This is a genomic window from Pseudomonas sp. IT-P12 (assembly GCF_949767465.1).
Classification (GTDB): Bacteria; Pseudomonadota; Gammaproteobacteria; order Pseudomonadales; family Pseudomonadaceae; genus Aquipseudomonas.
In genome coordinates this window covers 984,580-1,006,526 of sequence record NZ_CATKPY010000021.1, presented here as the reverse complement: position 1 = coordinate 1,006,526, position 21,947 = coordinate 984,580, and the positions used below count along the sequence as shown (strand labels likewise).

The window sequence follows — 21,947 nt, the reverse complement described above, 5'->3', positions numbered from 1 at the left end:
AAGCAGTGGCAATGTGATGGCGTGTCGATGACGATTCGGAGGCGCCTTGAACTTTTTTTTCGCACGTTTGTCGGCAGTTCCCGAGGTGTGGAATTCACGGCGATAAGCGATACTTGCAGCGCTCTAAACCGCGTAGTGGAGAGGATTCAATGCCGTTGCAACGTCTGCACAAGCTGTCGGAAATAGACCCGCATGCCTGGGATGACCTGGTGCCGCAGACCCAGCCGTTCCTGCGCCACGCCTTTCTCAGCGCGCTGGAAGACAGTGGCAGTGTCGGTGCGCACTCCGGCTGGCAGCCCGAGCATTTGCTGCACATGGATGGCGAGCGCCTGGTCGCGGCGTTGCCCAGTTACCGCAAATGGCATTCCTACGGCGAGTACGTGTTCGATCACGCCTGGGCGGACGCCTGTGAACGCGCCGGCATCGACTACTACCCGAAGCTGTTGACCGCCGTGCCGTTCAGCCCGGTCAGCGGGCCACGTTTGCTGGCGGCCACGCTTGAGGACGGTTTCGAGTTGCTCAAGAGTGTGCCCGGCTACCTGGAGATCGAAGCGCTCTCCAGTGCGCACATCAATTTCACCGACCCGTTCACCGACGCCGCGCTGGCCGAACAGTCCGGCTGGTTGCAGCGCATTGGCTGTCAGTACCATTGGCAGAATCGCGGTTATGGGGATTTCCAGGACTTCCTCGACACTCTCAGTTCACGCAAGCGCAAACAGATGCGCAAGGAGCGTGAGCAGGTGGCGGGGCAGGGCTTTGACTTCGAATGGCTGGAAGGCCGGCAACTGGACGAGGCGCAGTGGGATTTCGTTTATGCCTGCTACGCCAATACCTACGCGGTGCGCCGGCAACGGCCTTACCTGACCCGGGCGTTCTTCAGCCTGTTGGCCGAGCGCATGCCCGAGGCCATTCGCGTGGTGCTGGCCAGGCAAGGCTCACGGCCGGTGGCGATGGCTTTCAGCCTGGTCGGTGGCGACAGTTTTTACGGTCGCTACTGGGGCTGCCTGGCGGAATTCGACCGCCTGCATTTCGAGACCTGTTTCTATCAGGGCATGGACTACGCGATCGCCAACGGCTTCCAGCGTTTCGATGCCGGCGCGCAGGGCGAGCACAAGCTGATTCGCGGCTTCGAGCCGGTGATCACCCATTCGTGGCACTACCTGCGCCACCCGGGCCTGAAGGCGGCGGTCAAGGATTTCCTGCAACAGGAGCGCTTGGGCGTCCTGGCCTACGCCGAGGAAGCGCGGACCGCCTTGCCTTATCGCCAAGGCTGATCCTCGCCTCCGGAGTCCGCAGGCTTAAGTGCCTTCCTTGCCCAGCCATCGATAGGTCACGCCACCGATCACCGCACCGATCAGCGGCGCGACCCAGAACATCCACAATTGCGCGACGGCCCAGCCACCGACGATCAGGGCCGGGCCGGTGCTGCGGGCCGGGTTGACCGAGGTGTTGGTGACGGGAATCGAGATCAGGTGAATCAGGGTCAGGGCCAGGCCGATGGCGATCGGTGCCAGCCCCGCCGGTGCGCGCTTGTCGGTGGCGCCGAGGATGATCAGCACGAACATCGCCGTCATCACCAGCTCGCAGACGAAACCGGCGGCCATCGAGTATTTACCGGGTGAGTGTTCGCCATAGCCGTTGGAGGCAAGGCCGGCAGAGAGGTCGAACCCTTCCTTGCCGCTGGCGATGTAGTAGATCAGCGCGGCGGCAATGATCGCGCCGATCACCTGGGCGACGATGTAGGCAGGCAGTTCCCGCGCGGGAAAACGCCCCCCCACGGACAGGCCCACCGAGACGGCGGGATTCAGGTGGCAGCCGGAGATGTGGCCAATGGCGAAGGCCATGGTCAGCACCGTCAGGCCAAACGCCAGGGCTACGCCCAGCACCCCGATTCCCAGCGGAGACGACGCGGCCAGGACCGCACTGCCGCAACCCCCCAACACCAGCCAGAACGTACCTAACAACTCAGTGACTGAACGTTTGAACAGAGACATGAGAGTGTCCTTGATAGGCTTGCTATCGAGACTGTATCGAGTTGTGCATCCTGCAGAATTACGACAGGTTCATCTCCAGAACCTGCGCTGAGTACAGCACGATTCGTGCAGATTTCCAGTGCCCAAAAAAACCGCCAGGGCCCTGTATCAAAGGGCTGTGGCGGTTTTTCATGGTTCAAATCCTGTGCGGGCGAGCCTGCTCTCTCCCAGCGATCAATCGATTCCGACGAACCCACCCGTCTGGTGCTGCCATAACCGTGCATACAGCCCGCCGTGGGCCAGCAGTTCGGCGTGGGTGCCCATCTCCGCGATCCGGCCTTTTTCCAGGACCACCAGCCGGTCCATGCGGGCAATGGTCGAGAGGCGGTGGGCGATGGCGATCACGGTCTTGCCTTGCATCAGGGTTTCCAGGCTCTCCTGGATCGCGGCTTCGACTTCCGAATCCAGCGCCGAGGTGGCTTCGTCCATGATCAGGATCGGCGCGTCCTTGAGCAGCACCCGGGCGATGGCGATCCGTTGCCGTTGGCCACCGGAAAGCTTGACCCCGCGTTCACCGACATGGGCATCGAAGCCGATACGGCCTTCGGCGTCCGACAGCAACGGGATGAACTCGTCGGCGCGGGCCTTGTGCACCGCCTCCCAGAGTTCGGCGTCGGTGGCATCGGGTTTGCCATAGAGCAGGTTGTCGCGGATCGAACGGTGCAGCAGCGAGGTGTCCTGGGTGATCATGCCGATGCGCGCACGCAGGCTCTCCTGGCCGACCTCGGCGATGTTCTGGCCGTCGATGAGGATCTGCCCACCCTGCACGTCGTAGAGGCGCAGCAGCAGGTTGACCAGAGTCGATTTACCGGCGCCGGACGGGCCGATCAGGCCGATTTTCTCACCGGGTCTGATCGTCAGGTTGAGGTCGCCGATGATCCCGCTTTTCTTGCCGTAGTGAAAATCCACGTGCTCGAAGCGCACTTCGCCACGGGCCACGGCCAACGGCTTGGCTTCTTCGCGGTCGGTGACGCTGACCGGTTGCGAGATGGTCTGCAAACCGTCCTGGACCATGCCGATGTTTTCGAAGATGCCGGTGACCACCCACATGATCCACCCGGACATGTTGACGATACGAATCACCAGGCCGGTGGCCAGGGCGATGGCGCCCACGGTGATCAGCGACTGCGTCCACAGCCACAGCGCCAGGCCGGTGGTGGTGACGATCAGCAGGCCGTTCATGCTGGTGATGACCACGTCCATGCTGGTGACCACGCGGCCGGCCAGCTGGGCTTTGACGGTCTGTTCCTCGATCGCTTCCCGGGCGTACTGTTGCTCGTAGTTGGTGTGGGCAAACAGCTTCAGCGTGGTGATATTGGTGTAGCCGTCGACGATGCGGCCCATCAGCTTGGAGCGCGCATCCGAGGACACCACCGAGCGCTCCTTGACCCGGGGCACAAAGTAGTAGAGCGCGCCTATGTAGGCGGCGATCCAGCTCAACAACGGAATCATCAGGCGCCAGTCGGCTTCGGCGAACAGCACCAGCGAACTGATCGCGTAGATCAACACGTGCCAGAGGGCGTCCACCGCCTGCACGGCGGAATCGCGCAGGGAGTTGCCAGTCTGCATGATGCGTTGGGCGATGCGCCCGGCGAAGTCGTTCTGGAAGAAGTTCAGGCTCTGTTTGAGCACGTAGCTGTGGTTCTGCCAGCGGATCAGGCTGGTCATGCTCGGGCTCAGCGTCTGGTGCACCAGCAGGTCATGCAGGCCCACGAACACCGGGCGCAGGACCAGCGCCACCACGGCCATCCAGGCCAGCTCGAGGCCGTGGTCCTTGAAGAAGTTGACGTTGGGCGTGCCCTGGGCCAGGTCGATGATACGGCTCAGGTAGCTGAATAGCGCCACTTCGATCAGCGCACCGAACAGGCCAACGGTCAGCAGGGCGGCAAAGCTCGGCCAGACCTGCTTCAGGTAATAGGTGTAGAAGGGGAAAACACGGTCCGGCGGCGCCGCCGTCGGAGCGTCACGGAAGACATCGATCAGTTGTTCAAAACGGCGATAAAGCATTGCTTCTCCGCCCGCTAACGGGCTCTTCTTCAAACGCTGAGAGCGGCGCCGTGACCGGCGCCGGCTCTACATCCCTGTGCGCGTGGTTCTCAGTCGATGCGCTTGGCCGACTTGATGAACACAGGGTCGGCAGGCACATCCTTCATGCCACCACGGACGGTGGTTGGCGAGTTGACGATGATGTCGACGACGTCCATGCCCTTCACGACTTTGCCGAACACCGCGTAGCCATCACCCTGGTCGAGGAAATCGTTGTCCTTGACGTTGATGAAGAACTGACTGGTGGCCGAGTTCGGGTTCGAGGTGCGGGCCATGGACAGCGTGCCACGCACGTTATGCAGGCCGTTTTTCGACTCGTTCTGGATCGGCGCCTTGGTGTCCTTCTGCTGCATCTGCTGGGTGAAACCGCCGCCCTGGACCATGAAGCCCGGAATCACACGGTGGAAAATCGTGTTGTTGTAGAAGCCGCTGTCGACGTATTCAAGGAAGTTCTTGGTACTGATCGGTGCCTTGACCGGGTCCAGTTCGATTTCGATCTGGCCATTGGTGGTGTCCAGCAGCACGTGTGGCGCCTTGGCAGGCGTGGCGGCCATCAGGTTGGCGGCAAACAGAACGGAGCCGGCGACGAGGACGATTTTTTTCAGCATGGGTCAGTGATCCTGAGTGAAGTGGTGTCGACTGCGGTGAGAAACTCGAGCAGGGTTTGATTGAAACGTTGCGGTTGATCCAGCGGGGTGGCGTGGCGTGAATCGGCGATCACCACCAGCCGCGCATCGGGCAGCAGTTTGACGTACGTCTCCTTCAGCGAGACCGGTGTGTAGTCACGGTCGGCGCTGACGATGAGGGTTGGACAGGACACCCTGGACAGTCGTTCCTGAACACCCCAGCCAACGATGGCGTCGAAGCTGGCGAGATAAGCACGTTTGTCGTTTTTTGCCCAGCGTTCGGCCATCTTTTCACGTAACCGGGCCTGGTCCGGTTTCGGGAAAAGCTTGGCTCCCAGGGTCCGGCCGATGGTGCCCAGGCTCAGCACCCGCATCAGACTCCAGCGCTTGAACCACTGCCAGTAGTCGTTGCGGCTGCGCAGCTTGACCTGTGGCGCGCTGTTGACGATGCACAGGCTCTTGAGCAATTGCGGTTGGTCCACCGCCAGTTGAAAACCGATCATGCCGCCCATGGACAGGCCCACATAATGCACCGGGCCCAGGTTCAAATGCTCGATCAGGGCGATCAGGTCGGCACTGAATCCGGCGATGCTGTAGCGCTCGCGGGGTTTGTCCGAGCGTCCGTGGCCGCGTACATCGGGCACGATCACCCTATAGCGGGCGGACAGTGCCGGGATCTGCATTTCCCAGTCCAGGGTGCTGGAACCCAGGCCGTGGACCAGCAGCAGCGGTTCGCCGTGGCCATATTCCTCGTAGTGCAGGTGGCAACCTTCATGTTCGAAATAGGCCATCGGTTCACTCCGTGTCAGGCTTGTTCGGGGGCGGCGAACGGTGCGTCCAGCGGCGCGGTGTCGAAGTTGCGCAGCAGGTCGATGAGGATTTGCGTCGCCGGCCCCAGCGGTTTGTCCTTGTTCGAATACAGGTAGAAGCTCGGATTGCGGCTGCCGCCCTTATCCAACGGTAGCAGCTTGAGCGAACCTTCCCTGAGTTCCCGCTCGATCATGTGCCGGGGCAACCAGGCAAAACCCAGTCCGCTGCTGACGAACGTCGCCGCCGTGGCCAGGCTGCCGACCGTCCAGCGTTGCTCGGCGCCGAGCCAGCCGACATCCCGAGGCTGCTGGCGGCCGGAGTCGCGGATCACCACTTGCATCTGGCTTTCCAGGTCCTGGAAGTTCAGCTCGCGGTTCAAACGGTGCAGGGCGTGCTCGGGGTGGGCTACGGCGACGAACTCGACGTCACTCAATTCCGTGCCCAGGTAGCCCGGAATGCTGAAGCCGGTGATCGCCAGGTCGGCCACGCCTTCGAGCAGGACCTCTTCCACACCCGACAACACTTCCTCGCGCAGGCGCACGCGGCAGCCACGGCTTTGCGGCATGAACGCGGTCAAGGCGCGGACGAGGCGGGCGCTCGGGTAGGCGGCGTCCACCACCAGCCGCACCTCCGCCTCCCAGCCTTGCTCCATGTGGTGCGCGAGGTCTTCCAGCTGGCTGGCCTGTTTCACCAGTTGCCGGGAACGGCGCAGCAGCACGCCGCCGGCTTCGGTCAACACGGCCTTGCGGCCGTCGATCCGCAGCAACGGCACGCCGAGCTGGTCCTGCATGCGTGCCACGGTGTAGCTGACTGACGATTGCGAGCGGTGCAGCGCTTCGGCGGCCTGGGCGAAGCCGCCGTGGTCGACCACGGCCTGCAGCGTTCGCCATTGATCAAGGGTCACGCGGGGCGCTTTCATGTTGAGCTCCTCTTGTCCTAAGCTGGCGGTCCCTATTGGAGACTGCCGAATGAAAAAATTGTGTTGTCTGGTCCTGGCGTTGTTGCCATTGACGGCGTTTGCCTACCCGATCGATGTGCAAAAACAGCTGAACGGCCTGAGCATCGACTACAACGCCAACGACACGGATACCGACATTGCCTCTATCCAGGTGAACAACTACGGCACCACCGATGCATCGTGCAAGGTCGTCTTCAATAATGGTCCGGAGGCGCCACGCACCCGCAACATCGAAGTGGCTGCCGGCAAACACAAGACCGCGACCGCCAAGTTCAACCGCTCCATCATCAAGATGCGCATCAAGCTGACCTGTACCCCGAAATAGCCTCGGGTCCTGTGGGAGCCGGTTGCCTCCCACAGGGCATGCTCAGCTTATAAACGAATTTATTGATGGGTTGTAGCAGTTATTTGCGCTTTTTCATCGATATGACTCTGTTTAACCTTCACTCCATCGACTTACAGCATTCTCAGATGGAGGCTACATCCCATGTCCCGCGTTCTGATCATCGAAAGCAGCGCACGTCAGCAAGACTCGGTTTCGCGTCAACTGACCCAGACCTTCATCAGCCAGTGGAAAGCCGCGCATCCGCAAGACCAGATCACCGTCCGTGACCTGGCCGTCAACCCGGTGCCGCACCTGGACATCAACCTGCTGGGCGGCTGGATGAAATCCGCCGAGCTGCGCGGCGAGATCGAACAGGCATCCCTGGAGCGTTCCAACCAACTGACCGATGAAGTGTTGGCCGCCGATGTACTGGTCCTGGCCGCACCGATGTACAACTTCGCCATCCCGAGCACCCTGAAGGCCTGGCTCGACCATGTGCTGCGTGCCGGCGTGACCTTCAAGTACACCGACACCGGCCCGCAAGGCCTGCTCAGCGGCAAGCGTGCCTACGTGTTGACGGCTCGCGGCGGGATCTACGCCGGTGGCCCGGCGGACCATCAGGAACCGTACCTGCGTCAGGTCATGGGTTTCATCGGCATCCACGACGTGACCTTCATCCATGCCGAAGGCATGAACCTGGGCGGTGACTTCCAGGAGAAGGGCCTGAACCAGGCCAACGCCAAACTCGCCCAGGTGGCTTGAGCTTTAATCGCCAGATAATCCCTTGAGGGTCAAATGGTCTGGCGAATCCCCTTCAAGGTTTCACGCGCATCGAACCTCCCTTTGCACTTGTTGCTCCTGAGTGCTGCCGCCCGATTGTACGCATTAGCGAGATCGGGCTTTTTTTTGCCTGGGATTTGCCGATTTACCGATGCCTCCTGTGGGAGCGAGCCTGCTCGCGATTGTGCTGTGCCAGTCGCCCTTCATTTCTGACATAACGCTATCGCGAGCAGGCTCGCTCCCACAGTGTTCCAGGTGTTCTCGCGATCCTTGATAAAAACCGCTATCGTCGCCGCCATTCCAAACGAGGCGAACATGGGCTATCTACTTTTTGTCACGCTGATCCAGGCGTTTTCCTTCAGTCTGATCGGCGAATACCTGGCCGGTCATGTCGACAGTTACTTTGCGGTGCTGGTGCGGGTTTTGCTGGCGGGGCTGGTGTTCATTCCCCTGACACGCTGGCGCTCGGTGGAGCCGGCGTTCATGCGCGGCATGCTGCTGATCGGCGCGTTGCAGTTTGGCGTGACCTACGTCTGCCTGTACCTCAGCTTCCGGGTGCTGACCGTGCCCGAAGTGCTGCTGTTCACCATTCTTACGCCGCTGCATGTGACCTTGATCGAAGACGCACTGAACCGGCGTTTCAATCCCTGGGCCCTGGTCGCCGCACTGGTGGCAGTGATGGGGGCGGCGGTGATTCGCTATGACCGCATCAACCCGGATTTCTTCATGGGGTTCCTGCTGCTGCAACTGGCCAATTTCACCTACGCCGCCGGGCAAGTGCTCTACAAGCATCTGGTGGCGCGGCATCCGAGCGACCTGCCGCATTACCGGCGCTTCGGTTACTTCTACCTGGGGGCACTGGCGGTGGCCTTGCCGGCGTTTCTGCTGTTCGGCAAACAGAACTTCCTGCCCGAAGCGCCGCTGCAATGGGGCGTGCTGGTATTCCTTGGCCTGGTTTCGACCGCACTGGGGTTGTACTGGTGGAACAAGGGCGCGTGCCTGGTCAATGGCGGCACGCTGGCGGTGATGAACAACCTGCACGTGCCCGTGGGGCTGCTGCTCAATTTGCTGATCTGGAATCAGCATGAGGAACTGGGGCGATTGCTGTTGGGCGGGTCGGTGATTCTGGCGGCGGTGTGGATCAGCCGGCTGGGTGTACGTCGTCCTGTCGTTGCCCATTGATAGCTGTGGGAGCACGCCCACTCCCACAGGGACTTCGTTCTTACATGATGTGTTTTTCGGCTTGCGGGATATGACTGGCACCCAGCACCGCCGGTAGCAACCCGGCCCGGAGATCCCCGCCACTGGGTTGCTGATACAGACTCAAGCCAAACTCCGGCAGCACCGCCAGCAAGTAATCGAAAATATCCCCCTGGATCCGCTCGTAATCGGCCCACACCGTGGTCCGGGTGAAGCAGTAAATCTCAAGGGGTATGCCCTGGGCCGTGGTCTGCATCTGCCGCACCATGCAGGTCATGTTCGGCTGGACCTCCGGATGGCTTTTCAGATAAGCCAGCGCATAGGCGCGAAAGGTGCCGATGTTGGTCATCCGTCGACGGTTGGCCGACATCGCCGCCACATTGCCCTGGGCTTCGTTCCAGGCCTTGAGTTCGGCCTGTTTGCGACTGATGTAGTCGGTCAGCAGGTGCACCTGGGCCAGCTTCTGCTCTTCGTCATCGCGGATGAAGCGCACACCGCTGGCATCGATGAACAGGCTTCGTTTGATCCGGCGACCACCGGATTGCTGCATGCCGCGCCAGTTCCTGAACGACTCGGACATCAGGCGCCAGGTGGGGATGGAGACGATGGTCTTGTCGAAGTTCTGCACCTTGACGGTGTGCAACGTGATGTCCACCACGTCGCCGTCGGCACCCACCTGAGGCATCTCGATCCAGTCGCCGACCCGCAACATATCGTTGCTGGTCAGTTGCACGCTGGCGACGAACGACAGCAGCGTGTCCTTGTAGACCAACAGGATCACCGCCGACATGGCACCCAGACCCGACAGCAACAACAGGGGCGAACGATCGATCAGGGTGGCGACGATGATGATCGCACCGAAGACGTACAGGACCATTTTCGTCAGTTGCACGTAGCCTTTGATCGAGCGGGTCCGGGCGTGTTCGGTGCGGGCGTAGATGTCCAGCAGCGCATTGAGCAGGGCGCTGACGGCCAGCAGCATGAACAGGATGGTGAACGCCAGCGCGACGTTGCCGAGGAACAGCAGGCTGGTCTTGCCCAGTTCCGGCACCAGGTGCAGGCCGAACTGGATCAACAGCGGCGGGGTCATCTGTGCCAGGCGATGAAACACCTTGTTCTGCCGGAAGTCGTTGATCCAGTGCAGTGCCGGTTGACGGCCGAGCATTTTGGTCGCGTGCAGAATCAGGTAGCGCGCCACTCGTCCGAGGGCCAGCGCCACCACCAGCAATGTCAGCAGGCCGAGGCTGGAACGCAGGAGAGGGTGATGGTCGAGCGCTCCCCACAGGTCTTGCAGGTTGATCCAGAGCTGTTGAATATCCATAAGTAAAACCGGTTCTTCTGTAGGACGCGTCGAGCGATTAGAGCATTTAAGACGCGTGGGATGACATTTGAAGACAATGGACGATACACAAAAGCCACTGTTTGCCGCCGATTGCATAAAGAAACTCGGCCTACGCGCCCGAAACCGGTAACCTATACCGCTGATTTTTTGCATTTCTTCGAGGTAGCACCCGTGTTTTCCGAATTCGCCCTGCACGAACGCCTGCTCAAAGCCGTGGCCGAGCTTAAATTTGTCGAGCCTACGCCTGTGCAAGCAGCGGCTATTCCGCTCGCGCTCCAGGGGCGTGACCTGCGGGTGACGGCGCAAACCGGCAGCGGCAAAACCGCGGCTTTCGTCTTGCCCATCCTCAACCGTCTGATCGGCCCGGCGAAAGTCCGTGTCAGCATCAAGACCCTGATCTTGCTGCCGACCCGTGAACTGGCCCAGCAGACCTTGAAGGAAGTCGAACGCTTTTCCCAGTTCACGTTCATCAAGTCCGGCCTGATCACCGGCGGTGAAGACTTCAAGGTCCAGGCCGCGATGCTGCGCAAGGTGCCGGACATCCTGATCGGCACGCCGGGGCGGATGATCGAGCAGTTGAACGCCGGCAACCTCGACTTGAAAGAAGTCGAGGTGCTGGTCCTCGACGAAGCCGACCGCATGCTCGACATGGGCTTCGCCGATGATGTACAGCGTCTGGTGGACGAATGCGCCAACCGCCAGCAAACCATGCTGTTCTCCGCCACCACCGGGGGTTCGGGGTTGCGCGAGATGGTCGCCAAGGTCCTGAACAACCCTGAGCACCTGCAGCTCAACGCGGTCAGCCAACTGAACGAAACCACCCGCCAGCAGATCATCACCGCTGACCACAATCAGCACAAAGAGCAGATCGTGAACTGGTTGCTGGCCAACGAGACCTACCAGAAGGCCATTATCTTCACCAATACCCGGGCCATGGCCGACCGCATCTACGGTCGCCTGGTGGCGCAGGAGTACAAGGCGTTCGTCCTGCACGGTGAAAAAGACCAGAAGGACCGCAAGCTGGCCATCGATCGCCTGAAGCAGGGCGGCGTGAAAATCCTCGTCGCCACCGACGTTGCCGCGCGCGGTCTGGATGTGGACGGCCTGGACCTGGTGATCAACTTCGACATGCCACGCAGCGGCGACGAATACGTTCACCGCATCGGTCGCACCGGTCGCGCCGGCAACGATGGCCTGGCGATCTCGCTGATCTGCCATGGCGACTGGAACCTGATGTCGAGCATCGAGCGCTACCTCAAGCAGAGCTTCGAGCGCCGCACCATCAAAGAAGTCAAAGGCACCTACGGCGGGCCGAAAAAGGTCAAGGCCTCGGGCAAAGCCGTCGGCGTGAAGAAGAAAAAGACCGACGCCAAGGGCGACAAGAAAAAAGTGGCCGCCAAGACTCCGACCAAGCGCAAGAGCGCCAACCGTCCGAAGGCCGAAGTGCCGTCGCTGGTCAGCAAGGACGGCATGGCACCGCTCAAGCGTCGCAAACCGCAGGCTCCGGCGGCTGAGTAAGCCCCGCACCCGCGCCTAAAAAAACCGGACAGACGTCCGGTTTTTTTTGGCGTGCAATTCGCTTGAAGCGATCAACTCTCGGCTTTCTTTTCCGCCGACCCCAATTCTTTCAGGCGCTGGTCGATCAATTGGCATTTGTCCGGCAGGTCCGCACTGGCCGTGCCCAGGTCCATCTTCTGCAGCTCGTCGTTGATCTCCTTGGCCTTGGCCGGATTCTGCTCGGTGAGCTTGGTGACTTCACGGGCGAGCTGTTCGCGCTTGGCAGTGGCTTCCTCGGGCGTGCAGGCCCAGGCGGGCAGGGCGCAGGCGAGTGCGGTGGCGAGGGTGATGTTCAGCAGGCTTTTCATGGCGTGGCCTCGATTCCGTTTGGGCGGTCAATCGGTTGAGGGCGCCCGGGCCACGAAAGTTCCGCCGTTTGCCTGGATTACCCGCTGTGACAACAGCTCGAGGCGGTCTTGTCTTCATAGCGATCGTGATGCCGTACCCATTCCATGATTTGTTCTTCATTGCGGCCTTTGGGCGTCAGGTCGAGGAAGTTGTAGGCGCCGACCAGCAGGTCGAGGCCGCGGGCGTAAGTGGAGTAGGTGTGGAAGATCTCGCCTGCTTCACTGCGATAAAACACGCTCAGACCGGGAAGCTCCTCTTCGGCACCGTCGGACTTTTCGTAGTTGTACGTGGCTTTGCCAGCGGCGACATCTTCCGCGCGGGCCGAGACGCCAAAGTCGTAGTTGAAATCACAGCCTGCTGACGACACCCAATCGAATTTCCAGCCCATGCGCTGTCTGAACGCCTGGAATTCAGCCAATGGTGCGTGGGAAACCGCCACGACAGCGACGTCATGATGGGCCAGGTGCTGGTTGGCACCGTCGATGTGGTCGGACAGGAATGAGCAGCCTGGGCAGCCTTCCTCCCAGCCGTCGGCAAACATGAAGTGGTAGATGACCAATTGACTGCGACCGCCGAACAGGTCGGCCAGTTTCAGCTCGCCATGGGGGCCCTGAAAGCGATAGTCCTTGTCGATCTTCACCCAGGGCAGGGCGCGCCGCTCGGCGCTGAGTTTATCGCGTTCCCGGGTGAAGGCCTTTTCGTGGGCCAGGTGCTGTTTGCGGGCCGCGAGCCATTCTTCTCGCGACACGACCGGGTGGTTCTGAATGTTCATCGGGTTGACTCCTGCGCAACGCTGGGAGGTGACTGACACAGCCTAGTCGTTCGGCCCGCACCAGGATCGACATACCGCCGGTCGGTCGTGGCAAAAAACCTGGCTGAACGGCTGGCCCGGCAGCCGGTCACAACCAATGAAGGCCATCACACTCACGGGCTTTGGAGGTTGAACAGGATGACGACTTATAACTGGGATTTGATTGAGCGCCTGCTGCACGAAGTGCAGAACGGCGCAGCCAGCTTCACGCCACGGCCCTATGCCGAACAGTACGCGGCGGAGAAAGCGTCGGAGGGTGAGCAGACTGAAAACCTGGATCATCTGAAAGCGGTGGCGGGTGAATACGAAAAGTTGTTGCTCGAGCGCGGCTACATCGAACCTCGGCCCGAAGAAGAGGGCGGCACGGGGTCGAACTACATTCTGACGATGCGCGGTTCAAGGTTGTTGAGCCTGATCGACAGCAGTATCCCTGGCAATGACCATCCGCGGCAGGTGCTGGATGAGCAGGACGATGCGCTGGATGAGGTGACGTTTGATGAGCTGGCGTCGAAGGCGCAGATTGCCTGATGCACCTGGAATCGTTGAGTCCATTGTAAGAGCGAGCCCGCTCGCGATGAGAGTATCCGGCCAACATCAAGGTTGGCTGCACACGCGCTATCGCGAGTGGCTTGGCTCCAGCACGGGGGGCTTTGCTCTCAGCGTTGGGCCGATTTCAGGCACTTCAGATCATTGAAGTCCTTGCGCACCCCATCGATCTTCTTCTGCAAGCGCTGGCGCTGGGCCGGCGTACTTTGCGCCATCAGGTCCACAATCAGGCTGCGCGCCTGGGCTTCGGTGTTGGCGTAAGCCTTGCGGTAGTCCTGCGTCCATAAACTCTCGCGATTCACCAGAAGCGTCTCGATTCTCTGTGGGAATTCGGGACTCTGGCGTTGTGCAACGGCTGCGCTGAACTGCTTCTGCCAATGGGCACGGTTGGCGATCCATTGGGTGTTCTGGTCGCCCAGGGCGGTCGACCAACTGACAACGCGCTGCTGCTGGGTCGGGCTGATAGGCCCGAGCCAGTCATTCAGGCGTTTTTCCATGCGTTCGCTGCGTTCCTTGATCTGCTGGTCGAGCGAAGGCTCGAGGTATTCCTGCTGGCGCTTGCGCAGGTCCTTGGCAAAGGCCTCGTTCATCTCTGCGACTTGCCGGTCGTTCAGCCCCTGCAACAGCTCGATGGCCGACGGCGTGATCTCGCGTGCGGTCTGGGCTATCGCCTGCTTGGCTTCCTGGGTACGGGCTTGCAGGGCGGCGTCCGTGACCTGGTTGCTCGCGACCATTCCCTGCAGGCGGTCCAGCCAGTCGAGGTAGCCTGGCAGTTGCGTGGTGCAGTGCCAGGTGAGGTGTTCCTTGAGGCGCTCGTTGAACCAGCCTTTCTGTTCGCCGTTCATGTCCAGGTAATCGCTGAGCGTCCAGGGAATGATCACGTCGAGGTTGCGATAGGCCAGGCCTACCCGGCTGCAGGCACCGAGGGCGAGACTGAGGGTGATGACAACGGCGAGACACTTCAACCAGCGCGACATGGGCGAGTCCTTGCGAAAGCCTGGGTTCTCATGTGAACGCAGGATGGGCCTGCCAGTTCAGCCGATCAATAGAACGCGCGTTCGGCCTTGAGGGTGACCAGCCCGTCGCACTGACCGTTACGCCCCGAGTAGGCCGAGCAATCGCTGCCACTGAGGCTGGAGTCGCTGTAGATCAGGTCCAGGTCGATGCCCATGAACGGTCGGGACAATTTCAGCGACCAATCGGTGAAACTGCCCACGTAGCCTCCATCCACCGAGACGGGAGTGTTGAGCTGGTGGGTGGTGTATTTCATGCTGATCCCGATGCCGAACGGCTGATTGCCACCCAGGTCGGCGAACAGGGTGCTGTTCTGTTTGTCCGGGTCGTTGCTGAAGGCGGCGCCGAATCGGCTGCCCAACAATGTCAGGCCGCCAAAGAGTTGTTGGGAATCGGGGGTCTGCACCCTCGGGTAGCTGTAATGAATCATCCCGACTTCATACCCCAGGGTTTGATCGAAGGGTTGTTTAAAACCCATGTAGGAATCGACTTCAAGGGTTTTTCCCGGACTCAAGCCCATGCTCGGTGACCACTGGCCGACGTAGAAACCGCTGTCGTGGCTGAGGTCGAGGCCACCGTGAAAGGAGCCGGTGGCCGAAGGTTTGACCAGACCCTGGGCCATGCTGCGGCTGGGCGTGGTGCCGAGCTTGAGGTCGAAGTCCCCCAGTTCACGCTGGAAAATCTGCGCACTGGCCACCGAACACCACAACAGGCTCGTGAGCAGTAAAAGAGAGGGCTTGAGCATGCGTCACTCCATGACCGCGAGGAGCAGAAACGAAAAATCAATGAAAGGCTTGATCTAGACGCGTGCAAGCATACCGACGAATGTCCGGCGTCGAGGGCCGTTCGTCGATTTTCTGCAATTTTGAAGGGTACGACAGGAGGAGGTCAGTCCAAGCGCTTCGAATCTCAAAGCGCTCAGGGACCGGGTGATGCGGGGATTATTTCTTGCCCAGGGTGATCTGCTTGGAAGGGCCGAAGGTCTGGCCGCTCACGCCTTTGGCAATTTGCTGGATCTGGCCACCGGACTTGAGGAAAGCAGCAATCTGGTCGTTGATCGATTCGCTGGTTTCAACGGCTGGAGCTGGCTTTGCTTTGCTGTTGGATGCTTTTACGCGCATGGCGGCCAATTACCTGTAGAAAATCAATTTGGCCAGTCATCGTACAGGAACGAGCGGGTAATTGCTTGGTAAATATCCCCTGATACGGACAGGGGCGTCCGCGAATCAATCGCAAGTTATCGCCGAAACAGCTCCGTAAGCTGCTGTTTTAAATACGAACATCAGCAGGGTTAAATGATTTTTTCGCCGGTCTCTGGGGGCGCCGGTTGTCACGGCGGCCTGACGAATGGCCAGATGTGGCTGAGAATTACAGGAAAATCAGGGTTTTCCGTACCTTTTCTCGGTCCGCGGGGGCGGGCGCCGGGCGCAGCCGGCAAAAACAGGTAGAATGCCGCCCACGCAATGAGGGTATTGGAAATGGCTTTAGTCGGGCGTTACAACAGTTTGCAAGTGGTTAAACACACTAACTTCGGTTTATATCTGGACGGTGGCGCGGATGGCGAGATTCTTTTGCCCAATCGTTATATTCCAAAAGATATTCCCAGCGAAGATGAAGACTGGCTCAATGTTTTCGTTTATCTGGACAGCGATGACAAACTTATCGCAACGACCGAAAAGCCGAAAGTTCAAGTGGGTGAATTTGCCAGTTTGAAAGTTGTTGAAGTCAACAGCATCGGTATTTTCCTGGATTGGGGATTGCCCAAGGATCTGTTGCTGCCTTATTCCGAAGAAAAGCGCCAGATGACCGCTGGCGAGTATGTGGTGGTGCATGTCTACCTCGACAAACACACCCGCCGCATCACCGCCACGGCTCGCCTGGACCGCTACCTGGACAAGACGCCGGCCAACTACGCGCCTGGCCAGGAAGTTGATCTGCTGGTTGCCGAAGCCACCGACATGGGGTTCAAGGCAATCATCAACAACAAGCACTGGGGCCTGATCCACAAGAACGAAATCTTCAAGTTCATGCGCGCCGGCAAACAGGAGAAGGGCTTTATCAAGGAAGTCCGCGCCGACGGCAAGATCAGCCTGAGCCTGCAACCGGTCGGCCAGGAAGCGGCCACCAGCCTCAACTCGAAGATCCTCGCCAAGTTACGTGAAAACAACGGCACCCTGGCCGTCAGTGACAAGAGCGATCCCGCGTTGATCAGCAGCCTGTTCGGCGTCAGCAAGGGTAACTTCAAGAAGGCCATCGGTGCGTTGTACAAAAATGGCCAGATCGTCATTCACGCGGATCGCATCGAGCTGAGCTGACCTTGAAGCGGCCCCAGCGGGCCGCTTCGTGCGTTTGTCGGGCGCTCAGCGTTGCTGCGTGGTGGCTCCGCCGGCGCAAAGGCCGCGCCCGGCCCTGGTCGGGCTGAACGACAAGCCACCTGCAATGAGCAGGCCGCTGCCCGCCACGATCAAGGCGGGTTGCAATCCGCCGCTGAAATGGCTGCTCGAAGCGGCGAGCAGCGGGCCGGCGAGCTGGCCAACGGCGAAACAGGCGGTCAGCAGACCGGCATTGCGCTGGGTGGCGTGGGGGGCCTGCTCCCGCGAGCGTTGCATCACCAGCTGCATGCAGGCCAGGAACGGCGTACCACACAGCAGCACTCCCAGCGCCAGGCCGACGCCGCTGCCCAACAGGCAGGCAAACACACCGGCCGCCTGCAACCACAACGTCGCCGTCAACCAATGACGCGTGGCATTCGGGTTATGTCTACGAAGACTGACCAGCACCACGCCGAGCGCGGACGCCAGGCCAAAGCATGGCCAGAACAGATCGGCTTGCCATTGCCCGTGGAATTGCGCGTTGGCCATTTGCGAAAGGAACGTGGCCGGGATGATGTAGCCCAGGCCGTACAAGCCGTAGATCACACCCAGGCGACCGATGCCCCGATTGCCCGAATGCGTGGCGTTGGGCGCGGCCGCAACAGCGGGCGCCGGTTGTGGCAGGAACGGCAGGACCATCAGCAACATCACCAGGGCGACCACCGCATACACCAGCCAGAGAGTGGCGGATGTCTGCCCCAGCAGGTGCGAGCCCAGCGCCAGCAACCCCGTGAGGAAAATCCCCAGGCCCGGTCCGGCGAACACCAGCGCACCCAGTCGTGGCCGGCCGGCTGCAGCGGCGAGTGGCTGGCTCAGTGCGGTGATCATCACCAGCACCCAGGCGCTCGCCACACCCGTGCCGAAGCGCAACACCAGGTGCGACCAGAAACCGTTGGCCCAGAACGACGCGAGGGTCAGTACCACACACAGCCACAACCCGCCGAGCAACCGCTGCCGTACTTGTTCGGGGCGACGGGAGAACATCGCGTCCACGGCCCCCACGAAATAGCCCAGGTAGTTGGCGGCGGCAATCAGGCCGGCGGCGGTCAGGTCGATCTGACCTTCGCTGAGCAGGTGCGGCATTTGCGGGGTGAGGGCGAATCGCCCGATACCCATGGCCATCATGAGGGCGATGAAGCTGGCGAGTAAGCGAATCAGAGGCGACATGGTCTGGGTTCCGGCAAGAGATCAATGACCGTCAGGCTAGGACTGATTGACTTTCTTTAAAAATGAATAATAGTGAGTAACTTGTTCTGATTTGGAGAATGACGTGGAATTCAGCCAGTTGCGGATTTTCCAGGCAGTGGCCGAGGAGGGGTCGGTGACCCGTGCCGCCGAGCGTCTGCACCGGGTGCCGTCGAACCTGTCGACCCGGCTTAAACAGCTCGAAGAGCAGTTGGGCGTGGAACTCTTCGTTCGCGAGCGTCAGCGCTTGCAGCTGTCACCTGCGGGAAAAGTCCTGCTGGACTACACCGCCAAATTGTTCAGCCTGCGCGACCAGGCGCAAGCGGCGGTGCAGGGCGGGCAGCCGGCGGGGGATTTCGTGCTGGGGACGATGTACAGCACCGCCGCTATCCACCTGCCGAGGTTGTTGGCGCGCTATCACCGCACCTACCCGGCCGTGAACCTGCAAGTGCAGGCCGCGCCCAGCGGTGAACTGCTGGAGGGGCTGCTCACCGGCCGCCTGGATGCGGCTCTGGTGGACGGTCCGCTGGAGCTGGCAGGGCTCGACGGTGTGCCTTTGTGCGATGAACGCCTGGTGCTGATCAGCGAGGCCGACCACCCGCCGGTACGTAGTGCGCTGGATGTGCAGGGGCGTGCGGTGTTCACCTTTCGCCAGGGCTGCTCGTACCGGATGCGCCTGGAAGCCTGGTTTGCGCATGCCCATGCAACCATGGGGCGGGCGATGGAGATCGAGTCCTACCAGGGGATGCTTGCCTGCGTGATTGCCGGTTCCGGGGTGGCGTTGATGGCGGAGTCGATGCTCGCCAGCCTGCCAGGACGCGAAAGCGTCGCGGTGCACCCGCTGGCCGAGCCGTTCGCCAGTGCCACCACCTGGCTGATGTGGCGCAAGGGCATGGTCGGGGCGAACCTGAATGCCTGGATCGAGCAGCAGCAGATGGATTTTCCGTCGACCGCGATGCCCGCGCAGGCAACGGCTTGAACTAACGGTCAGGTATTTGGATCAATTCAGTAACAGATCCTTGCGGATTTTGCTGAGCATTGCGTAGGACTTCGGACTATTATCAGTGCGAAGGGGCTACAGAATTTCAGCCACCGAGCATTACCCTGAAGGGGGCACCATGAAAGAGAAAATTCAAAACTGGCTGCACGACCTCGGTGTTGCGCTGGGTCTGATCGAACCGCCTTTGCAACCTGTGCCTATTCGTACGGACGACGAGCAGCGTCGACGCCAGCAACGCCGCCGGTAATCGCGTTCAAGCCGCCATGCGCTAGCCGCCGCGGCCACCGCATGGCTGTCCATCCGGGTGCCCGACTCGCGGTTCCTCCCGGCATTGGCAGGTTCAGTGCCGCGCAATGGCAAGCAAAAACCGGCTCAAATCATTCGCCGTCCTGGCGTTCCTGAGCATCTGGTCTTCTTCGGCGGTAAACGCCGTCAGCCCCAGTTCATCTTCCAGATGGAAGATCAGGTCTTCTATATCCGCTTTTTCCAGACCCAACTCCACCAGACTGGCGTCATCGTCGAAGTCCTCCTGGTCTTCCAGCAGACGGCTGATGAAGCGATGCACGGCGGCACGCACGGCAGCTCTTTTCATGAGAGTTCTTCAAGGGCGTAACAGGTGTGGCCCGCTTTGAGTACAGCAGGCTTCAGTCATGCGAGCGCTGCCACTGGTCAATCATGTTGCGCAGATGTTCCCCGGAAAAACTGCCGAAATGCCCTCCGTGCACCGTGCGGATCGGCAGCGCACGCAAGCGTTGCAGGCTGCGGGCGTAGTCGCCGAGATCTGAGTGGTAGGCGTCTTCGATCAGCGGCCCGTCATAGATGATATCGCCGCTGAACAGGGTTTCGGTCGCCGCTTCATAGAGGCTGATGCCGCCCGGCGAGTGGCCGGGTGTGTGCAGCACCTGAAGTGCGCGATTGCCCAGGTCCAGCACGTCGCCTTCCTCGATCGTCCCCGTGGCCGGGGCGGCCTTGACCCGGTATTCGGCGTAGCACAGCGGGCAATCGGGATGGGCCTCGAACATGTCGTCGCCGACGAAGGCGCGACTCAAGTCATTTTCGCCGTCCGGTGCCGCGAGGATCTCGGCTTCGGCGGGGTGCACCAGGCGCTCCGCGAATTCGTGGTGACCGGCAATGTGATCGAAATGGCAATGGCTGGCCACCGCCACCAGCGGCCGTTCGGTGAGCCAGGGCAGTTGTTCGCGCAGGCTGACCAGCCCGGAACCGCTGTCGAGCAGCAGGTCCTTGTCGCGGCCCTGGATGTGCCAGAGGTTGCAGCGGTAGAAGGGGCGGATGTACGGCTCGTGAATCAGGCGGATGCCGTCGGCGAGGGGCTTGACCTCGAACCATTGATCGCGGGAAACAATTTTCATCAAGGGGTTTCTCCAGACGAAAAAAAACGGGTGTGGCAACCGACGCCACACCCGTCGAAGAAAGCTTCGTCAAGGCCGGCTCAGATGGCGCTGGCCACCACCGCCGGGCGACGGGACATCAGGCTCACCAGCACAAAACTCACCAGGCCAACAGCCAGGCTGTAGTAGATCGGGGTGTTGGCGTCCAGCCCGTCCGTGACCATGAACAGCAGGGCCGTGGCAAAGCCCAGGCCCATGCTGGCGATGGCGCCGGCGGTGGTCGCGCGTTTCCAGAAGATAGCACCCATCAACGGGATCAACATGCCCCCCACCAGCAGGTTGTAGGCCAGGGTCAGGGCGCTGATCACATCGTTCACCACCAGGGCAATGCCCAGCACGACCACACCGGTCAGCAAGGTCACCAGGCGGTTGAGTCCCAGGCTCGACTGTTTGCCGCCACGCAGTTTCGGCAGCAGGTCTTCACTCAGGGTGGTGGCGGCGGCGAGCAGGCCGGCGCTGGCAGTGGACATCATGGCGGCCAGCGCAGCGGCGATCACCAGGCCACGGATGCCATCCGGCAGGGACAGTTTGACGATGGCGGCAAACGCGTTGTTGACGTTGTCCAGATCCGGGATCAGCACGTGGGCGGCCATGCCGATCAGGGCGCAGGCCAGGCCGTAGATGATGCAGTAGATACCGGCGGCGGTGCCGGCATACTGCGCGACCTTGGCGGTCTTGACCGTGAACACCCGTTGCCAGATGTCCTGGCCGATCAGGATGCCGAAGAAGTAGATCATGAAGTAGGTGATGATGGTGTCCCAACCGATGGTGGTGAAGCTGAAGCTCGCCGCCGGCAGTTTGGTCACCAGTTCGTCCCAGCCGCCCACGCGGTACAGGCAGATTGGCAGGAGGATGAACATCAGGCCGACGGTCTTGATGATGAACTGGACGATGTCGGTCAGGGTCAGCGACCACATGCCGCCGATGGCCGAGTAGACCACCACCACGCCACCCCCGAGCAGCACCGACACCCAGAACGGCAGGCCGAACAGCACTTGCAACACGGTGCCGATGGCCAGGATCGAGGTCACCCCGATCATCAGCGCGTAGGCCAGCATGATCACCGCGCTGGCGGAGCGGGCCATCGGGTTGTAGCGTTTTTCCAGGACCTGGGTCACGGTGTAGATCTTCAGTTTCAACAGCGGCTTGGCAAGAAACAGGTTCAGCGCCACGATCCCGCAACCCAGTGCGGCGCACAGCCAGAAACCGGAGATGCCATGCACATAGCCCAGGCGTACGGTGCCGACCGTGGAGGCGCCGCCCAGAACGGTGGCCGCCATCGTGCCCATGTACAAGGTCGGACCGAGGTTACGGCCGGCGACCAGAAACTCTTCGTTGGTCTTGGCCTTGCGCATGCCGAAGTAGCCCAGGACCAGCATCGCAGCGGCATAAATGAGAACGACGAATAAATCCAATGCCATGATGGCGTGTCTCCGATTGTCTTTTTTATGGTGAAACAAAGAGGTTCTGTGGCACTGCTTTTTGTGGGAGCGGGCTTGCTCGCGATAGCGATCGGTCAGTCACATCGATGTCGGATGTGCCGCGGTCATCGCGGGCAAGCCCGCTCCCACAGGTAAGGCGTCTA

Annotated in this window: 23 protein-coding genes and 1 pseudogene; 9 read left to right on the top strand and 15 right to left on the bottom strand. The window is 60.9% G+C overall.

Annotated features, from left to right (window positions below; all coding sequences use genetic code 11):
* Positions 1-149 precede the first annotated feature (149 nt).
* Positions 150-1,274 (top strand): GNAT family N-acetyltransferase, encoded by a 1,125-nt coding sequence (locus tag ACM6IM_RS13625; RefSeq protein WP_414865387.1) that lies wholly within the window; start codon positions 150-152, stop codon positions 1,272-1,274.
* A gap of 24 nt (positions 1,275-1,298) precedes the next feature.
* Here ACM6IM_RS13625 and aqpZ read toward each other — a convergent pair whose 3' ends face one another.
* The 5 genes and pseudogenes from aqpZ to ACM6IM_RS13600 form a co-directional block, all read right to left on the bottom strand.
* Complete coding sequence (gene aqpZ, locus ACM6IM_RS13620; protein WP_414865386.1) at positions 1,299-1,994, bottom strand: aquaporin Z; 696 nt, start codon at positions 1,992-1,994, stop codon at positions 1,299-1,301.
* Between the two features lie 213 nt (positions 1,995-2,207).
* A complete protein-coding gene (locus ACM6IM_RS13615) occupies positions 2,208-4,040 on the bottom strand; it encodes an ABC transporter ATP-binding protein (RefSeq protein WP_414865385.1) in 1,833 nt (610 codons plus the stop codon).
* 89 nt (positions 4,041-4,129) lie between these two features.
* The gene (locus ACM6IM_RS13610) at positions 4,130-4,687 is read right to left on the bottom strand and encodes a peptidylprolyl isomerase (RefSeq protein WP_414865384.1); all 558 of its coding nucleotides are present in this window, start codon (positions 4,685-4,687) and stop codon (positions 4,130-4,132) included.
* Between the two features lie 3 nt (positions 4,688-4,690).
* Positions 4,691-5,496 (bottom strand): annotated as a pseudogene (locus ACM6IM_RS13605) (alpha/beta fold hydrolase).
* 14 nt (positions 5,497-5,510) lie between these two features.
* A complete protein-coding gene (locus ACM6IM_RS13600; RefSeq protein ID WP_192302226.1) occupies positions 5,511-6,434 on the bottom strand; it encodes a LysR family transcriptional regulator in 924 nt (307 codons plus the stop codon).
* Between the two features lie 49 nt (positions 6,435-6,483).
* On the opposite strand from ACM6IM_RS13600, the gene ACM6IM_RS13595 reads away from it, so the two are divergent.
* The 3 genes from ACM6IM_RS13595 to ACM6IM_RS13585 all read left to right on the top strand — a co-directional run bounded on the left by ACM6IM_RS13595 (position 6,484) and on the right by ACM6IM_RS13585 (position 8,760).
* Entirely contained in the window at positions 6,484-6,798 is a 315-nt protein-coding gene (locus ACM6IM_RS13595; protein ID WP_192302225.1) for a 3-phosphoglycerate kinase, read from the top strand.
* Between the two features lie 162 nt (positions 6,799-6,960).
* Complete coding sequence (locus ACM6IM_RS13590; RefSeq protein ID WP_414865383.1) at positions 6,961-7,560, top strand: FMN-dependent NADH-azoreductase; 600 nt, start codon at positions 6,961-6,963, stop codon at positions 7,558-7,560.
* A gap of 333 nt (positions 7,561-7,893) precedes the next feature.
* Entirely contained in the window at positions 7,894-8,760 is an 867-nt protein-coding gene (locus tag ACM6IM_RS13585; RefSeq protein ID WP_201196015.1) for a carboxylate/amino acid/amine transporter, read from the top strand.
* 40 nt (positions 8,761-8,800) lie between these two features.
* On the opposite strand, the gene ACM6IM_RS13580 is transcribed toward ACM6IM_RS13585, so the two are convergent.
* Complete coding sequence (locus ACM6IM_RS13580) at positions 8,801-10,099, bottom strand: mechanosensitive ion channel family protein (RefSeq protein ID WP_414865382.1); 1,299 nt, start codon at positions 10,097-10,099, stop codon at positions 8,801-8,803.
* Between the two features lie 192 nt (positions 10,100-10,291).
* Here ACM6IM_RS13580 and ACM6IM_RS13575 point away from each other — a divergent pair, with 192 nt between their 5' ends.
* Positions 10,292-11,638, top strand: a complete 1,347-nt coding sequence (locus tag ACM6IM_RS13575; protein WP_192302219.1) for a DEAD/DEAH box helicase — start codon at positions 10,292-10,294, stop codon at positions 11,636-11,638.
* 71 nt (positions 11,639-11,709) lie between these two features.
* Here the strand turns inward: ACM6IM_RS13575 and ACM6IM_RS13570 are convergent, their stop codons facing one another.
* Positions 11,710-11,985, bottom strand: coding sequence for a hypothetical protein (locus ACM6IM_RS13570; protein ID WP_414865381.1), 276 nt, complete (start codon positions 11,983-11,985; stop codon positions 11,710-11,712).
* Between the two features lie 77 nt (positions 11,986-12,062).
* Positions 12,063-12,797: a DUF899 domain-containing protein gene (locus tag ACM6IM_RS13565; RefSeq protein ID WP_414865380.1), complete on the bottom strand. Its 735-nt coding sequence runs from the start codon at positions 12,795-12,797 to the stop codon at positions 12,063-12,065.
* A gap of 177 nt (positions 12,798-12,974) precedes the next feature.
* On the opposite strand from ACM6IM_RS13565, the gene ACM6IM_RS13560 reads away from it, so the two are divergent.
* Complete coding sequence (locus tag ACM6IM_RS13560; RefSeq protein ID WP_192302847.1) at positions 12,975-13,364, top strand: transcriptional regulator; 390 nt, start codon at positions 12,975-12,977, stop codon at positions 13,362-13,364.
* Positions 13,365-13,492: 128 nt separating this feature from the next.
* On the opposite strand, the gene ACM6IM_RS13555 is transcribed toward ACM6IM_RS13560, so the two are convergent.
* From ACM6IM_RS13555 to ACM6IM_RS13545, 3 genes are all read right to left on the bottom strand, one after another.
* A complete protein-coding gene (locus ACM6IM_RS13555) occupies positions 13,493-14,359 on the bottom strand; it encodes a DUF6279 family lipoprotein (protein WP_414865379.1) in 867 nt (288 codons plus the stop codon).
* Between the two features lie 65 nt (positions 14,360-14,424).
* A complete protein-coding gene (locus tag ACM6IM_RS13550) occupies positions 14,425-15,141 on the bottom strand; it encodes a TorF family putative porin (protein ID WP_414865378.1) in 717 nt (238 codons plus the stop codon).
* 196 nt (positions 15,142-15,337) lie between these two features.
* Positions 15,338-15,517, bottom strand: coding sequence for a hypothetical protein (locus tag ACM6IM_RS13545; RefSeq protein ID WP_192302214.1), 180 nt, complete (start codon positions 15,515-15,517; stop codon positions 15,338-15,340).
* Positions 15,518-15,874: 357 nt separating this feature from the next.
* On the opposite strand from ACM6IM_RS13545, the gene ACM6IM_RS13540 reads away from it, so the two are divergent.
* Positions 15,875-16,711 carry a S1 RNA-binding domain-containing protein gene (locus ACM6IM_RS13540; protein WP_192302213.1) on the top strand — a complete coding sequence of 279 codons (837 nt, stop codon included), beginning with the start codon at positions 15,875-15,877 and terminating at the stop codon, positions 16,709-16,711.
* A gap of 45 nt (positions 16,712-16,756) precedes the next feature.
* On the opposite strand, the gene ACM6IM_RS13535 is transcribed toward ACM6IM_RS13540, so the two are convergent.
* The gene (locus ACM6IM_RS13535; RefSeq protein WP_414865377.1) at positions 16,757-17,935 is read right to left on the bottom strand and encodes an MFS transporter; all 1,179 of its coding nucleotides are present in this window, start codon (positions 17,933-17,935) and stop codon (positions 16,757-16,759) included.
* 103 nt (positions 17,936-18,038) lie between these two features.
* Here ACM6IM_RS13535 and ptrR point away from each other — a divergent pair, with 103 nt between their 5' ends.
* Positions 18,039-18,932, top strand: coding sequence for a putrescine utilization regulator PtrR (ptrR, locus tag ACM6IM_RS13530; RefSeq protein ID WP_414865376.1), 894 nt, complete (start codon positions 18,039-18,041; stop codon positions 18,930-18,932).
* A gap of 139 nt (positions 18,933-19,071) precedes the next feature.
* Positions 19,072-19,200, top strand: coding sequence for a PA1414 family protein (locus ACM6IM_RS13525; RefSeq protein WP_007914492.1), 129 nt, complete (start codon positions 19,072-19,074; stop codon positions 19,198-19,200).
* Positions 19,201-19,293: 93 nt separating this feature from the next.
* On the opposite strand, the gene ACM6IM_RS13520 is transcribed toward ACM6IM_RS13525, so the two are convergent.
* The 3 genes from ACM6IM_RS13520 to ACM6IM_RS13510 form a co-directional block, all read right to left on the bottom strand.
* Positions 19,294-19,545, bottom strand: coding sequence for an acyl carrier protein (locus ACM6IM_RS13520; protein ID WP_192302210.1), 252 nt, complete (start codon positions 19,543-19,545; stop codon positions 19,294-19,296).
* A gap of 52 nt (positions 19,546-19,597) precedes the next feature.
* Positions 19,598-20,323 carry an MBL fold metallo-hydrolase gene (locus ACM6IM_RS13515; protein WP_414865375.1) on the bottom strand — a complete coding sequence of 242 codons (726 nt, stop codon included), beginning with the start codon at positions 20,321-20,323 and terminating at the stop codon, positions 19,598-19,600.
* A gap of 80 nt (positions 20,324-20,403) precedes the next feature.
* On the bottom strand, positions 20,404-21,783 hold the full coding sequence (locus ACM6IM_RS13510) for a sodium:solute symporter (protein WP_192302208.1): 1,380 nt from the start codon (positions 21,781-21,783) through the stop codon (positions 20,404-20,406).
* Positions 21,784-21,947 lie beyond the last annotated feature (164 nt).

Excerpts from the sequence above, each read along its gene's own strand:
- ACM6IM_RS13590 (WP_414865383.1), top strand. The coding sequence starts at position 6,961 with ATGTCCCGCGTTCTGATCATCGAAAGCAGCGCACGTCAGCAAGACTCG.
- ACM6IM_RS13595 (WP_192302225.1), top strand. The coding sequence starts at position 6,484 with ATGAAAAAATTGTGTTGTCTGGTCCTGGCGTTGTTGCCATTGACGGCG.
- ACM6IM_RS13580 (WP_414865382.1), bottom strand. The coding sequence starts at position 10,099 with ATGGATATTCAACAGCTCTGGATCAACCTGCAAGACCTGTGGGGAGCG.
- ACM6IM_RS13560 (WP_192302847.1), top strand. The coding sequence starts at position 12,975 with ATGACGACTTATAACTGGGATTTGATTGAGCGCCTGCTGCACGAAGTG.
- ACM6IM_RS13520 (WP_192302210.1), bottom strand. The coding sequence starts at position 19,545 with ATGAAAAGAGCTGCCGTGCGTGCCGCCGTGCATCGCTTCATCAGCCGT.
- ACM6IM_RS13525 (WP_007914492.1), top strand. The coding sequence starts at position 19,072 with ATGAAAGAGAAAATTCAAAACTGGCTGCACGACCTCGGTGTTGCGCTG.
- ACM6IM_RS13515 (WP_414865375.1), bottom strand. The coding sequence starts at position 20,323 with ATGAAAATTGTTTCCCGCGATCAATGGTTCGAGGTCAAGCCCCTCGCC.
- ACM6IM_RS13550 (WP_414865378.1), bottom strand. The coding sequence starts at position 15,141 with ATGCTCAAGCCCTCTCTTTTACTGCTCACGAGCCTGTTGTGGTGTTCG.
- ACM6IM_RS13510 (WP_192302208.1), bottom strand. The coding sequence starts at position 21,783 with ATGGCATTGGATTTATTCGTCGTTCTCATTTATGCCGCTGCGATGCTG.
- ACM6IM_RS13540 (WP_192302213.1), top strand. The coding sequence starts at position 15,875 with ATGGCTTTAGTCGGGCGTTACAACAGTTTGCAAGTGGTTAAACACACT.
- ACM6IM_RS13615 (WP_414865385.1), bottom strand. The coding sequence starts at position 4,040 with ATGCTTTATCGCCGTTTTGAACAACTGATCGATGTCTTCCGTGACGCT.
- ACM6IM_RS13565 (WP_414865380.1), bottom strand. The coding sequence starts at position 12,797 with ATGAACATTCAGAACCACCCGGTCGTGTCGCGAGAAGAATGGCTCGCG.
- ACM6IM_RS13600 (WP_192302226.1), bottom strand. The coding sequence starts at position 6,434 with ATGAAAGCGCCCCGCGTGACCCTTGATCAATGGCGAACGCTGCAGGCC.
- ACM6IM_RS13535 (WP_414865377.1), bottom strand. The coding sequence starts at position 17,935 with ATGTCGCCTCTGATTCGCTTACTCGCCAGCTTCATCGCCCTCATGATG.
- ACM6IM_RS13555 (WP_414865379.1), bottom strand. The coding sequence starts at position 14,359 with ATGTCGCGCTGGTTGAAGTGTCTCGCCGTTGTCATCACCCTCAGTCTC.
- ACM6IM_RS13625 (WP_414865387.1), top strand. The coding sequence starts at position 150 with ATGCCGTTGCAACGTCTGCACAAGCTGTCGGAAATAGACCCGCATGCC.
- ACM6IM_RS13570 (WP_414865381.1), bottom strand. The coding sequence starts at position 11,985 with ATGAAAAGCCTGCTGAACATCACCCTCGCCACCGCACTCGCCTGCGCC.
- ACM6IM_RS13610 (WP_414865384.1), bottom strand. The coding sequence starts at position 4,687 with ATGCTGAAAAAAATCGTCCTCGTCGCCGGCTCCGTTCTGTTTGCCGCC.
- aqpZ (WP_414865386.1), bottom strand. The coding sequence starts at position 1,994 with ATGTCTCTGTTCAAACGTTCAGTCACTGAGTTGTTAGGTACGTTCTGG.
- ACM6IM_RS13545 (WP_192302214.1), bottom strand. The coding sequence starts at position 15,517 with ATGCGCGTAAAAGCATCCAACAGCAAAGCAAAGCCAGCTCCAGCCGTT.
- ACM6IM_RS13585 (WP_201196015.1), top strand. The coding sequence starts at position 7,894 with ATGGGCTATCTACTTTTTGTCACGCTGATCCAGGCGTTTTCCTTCAGT.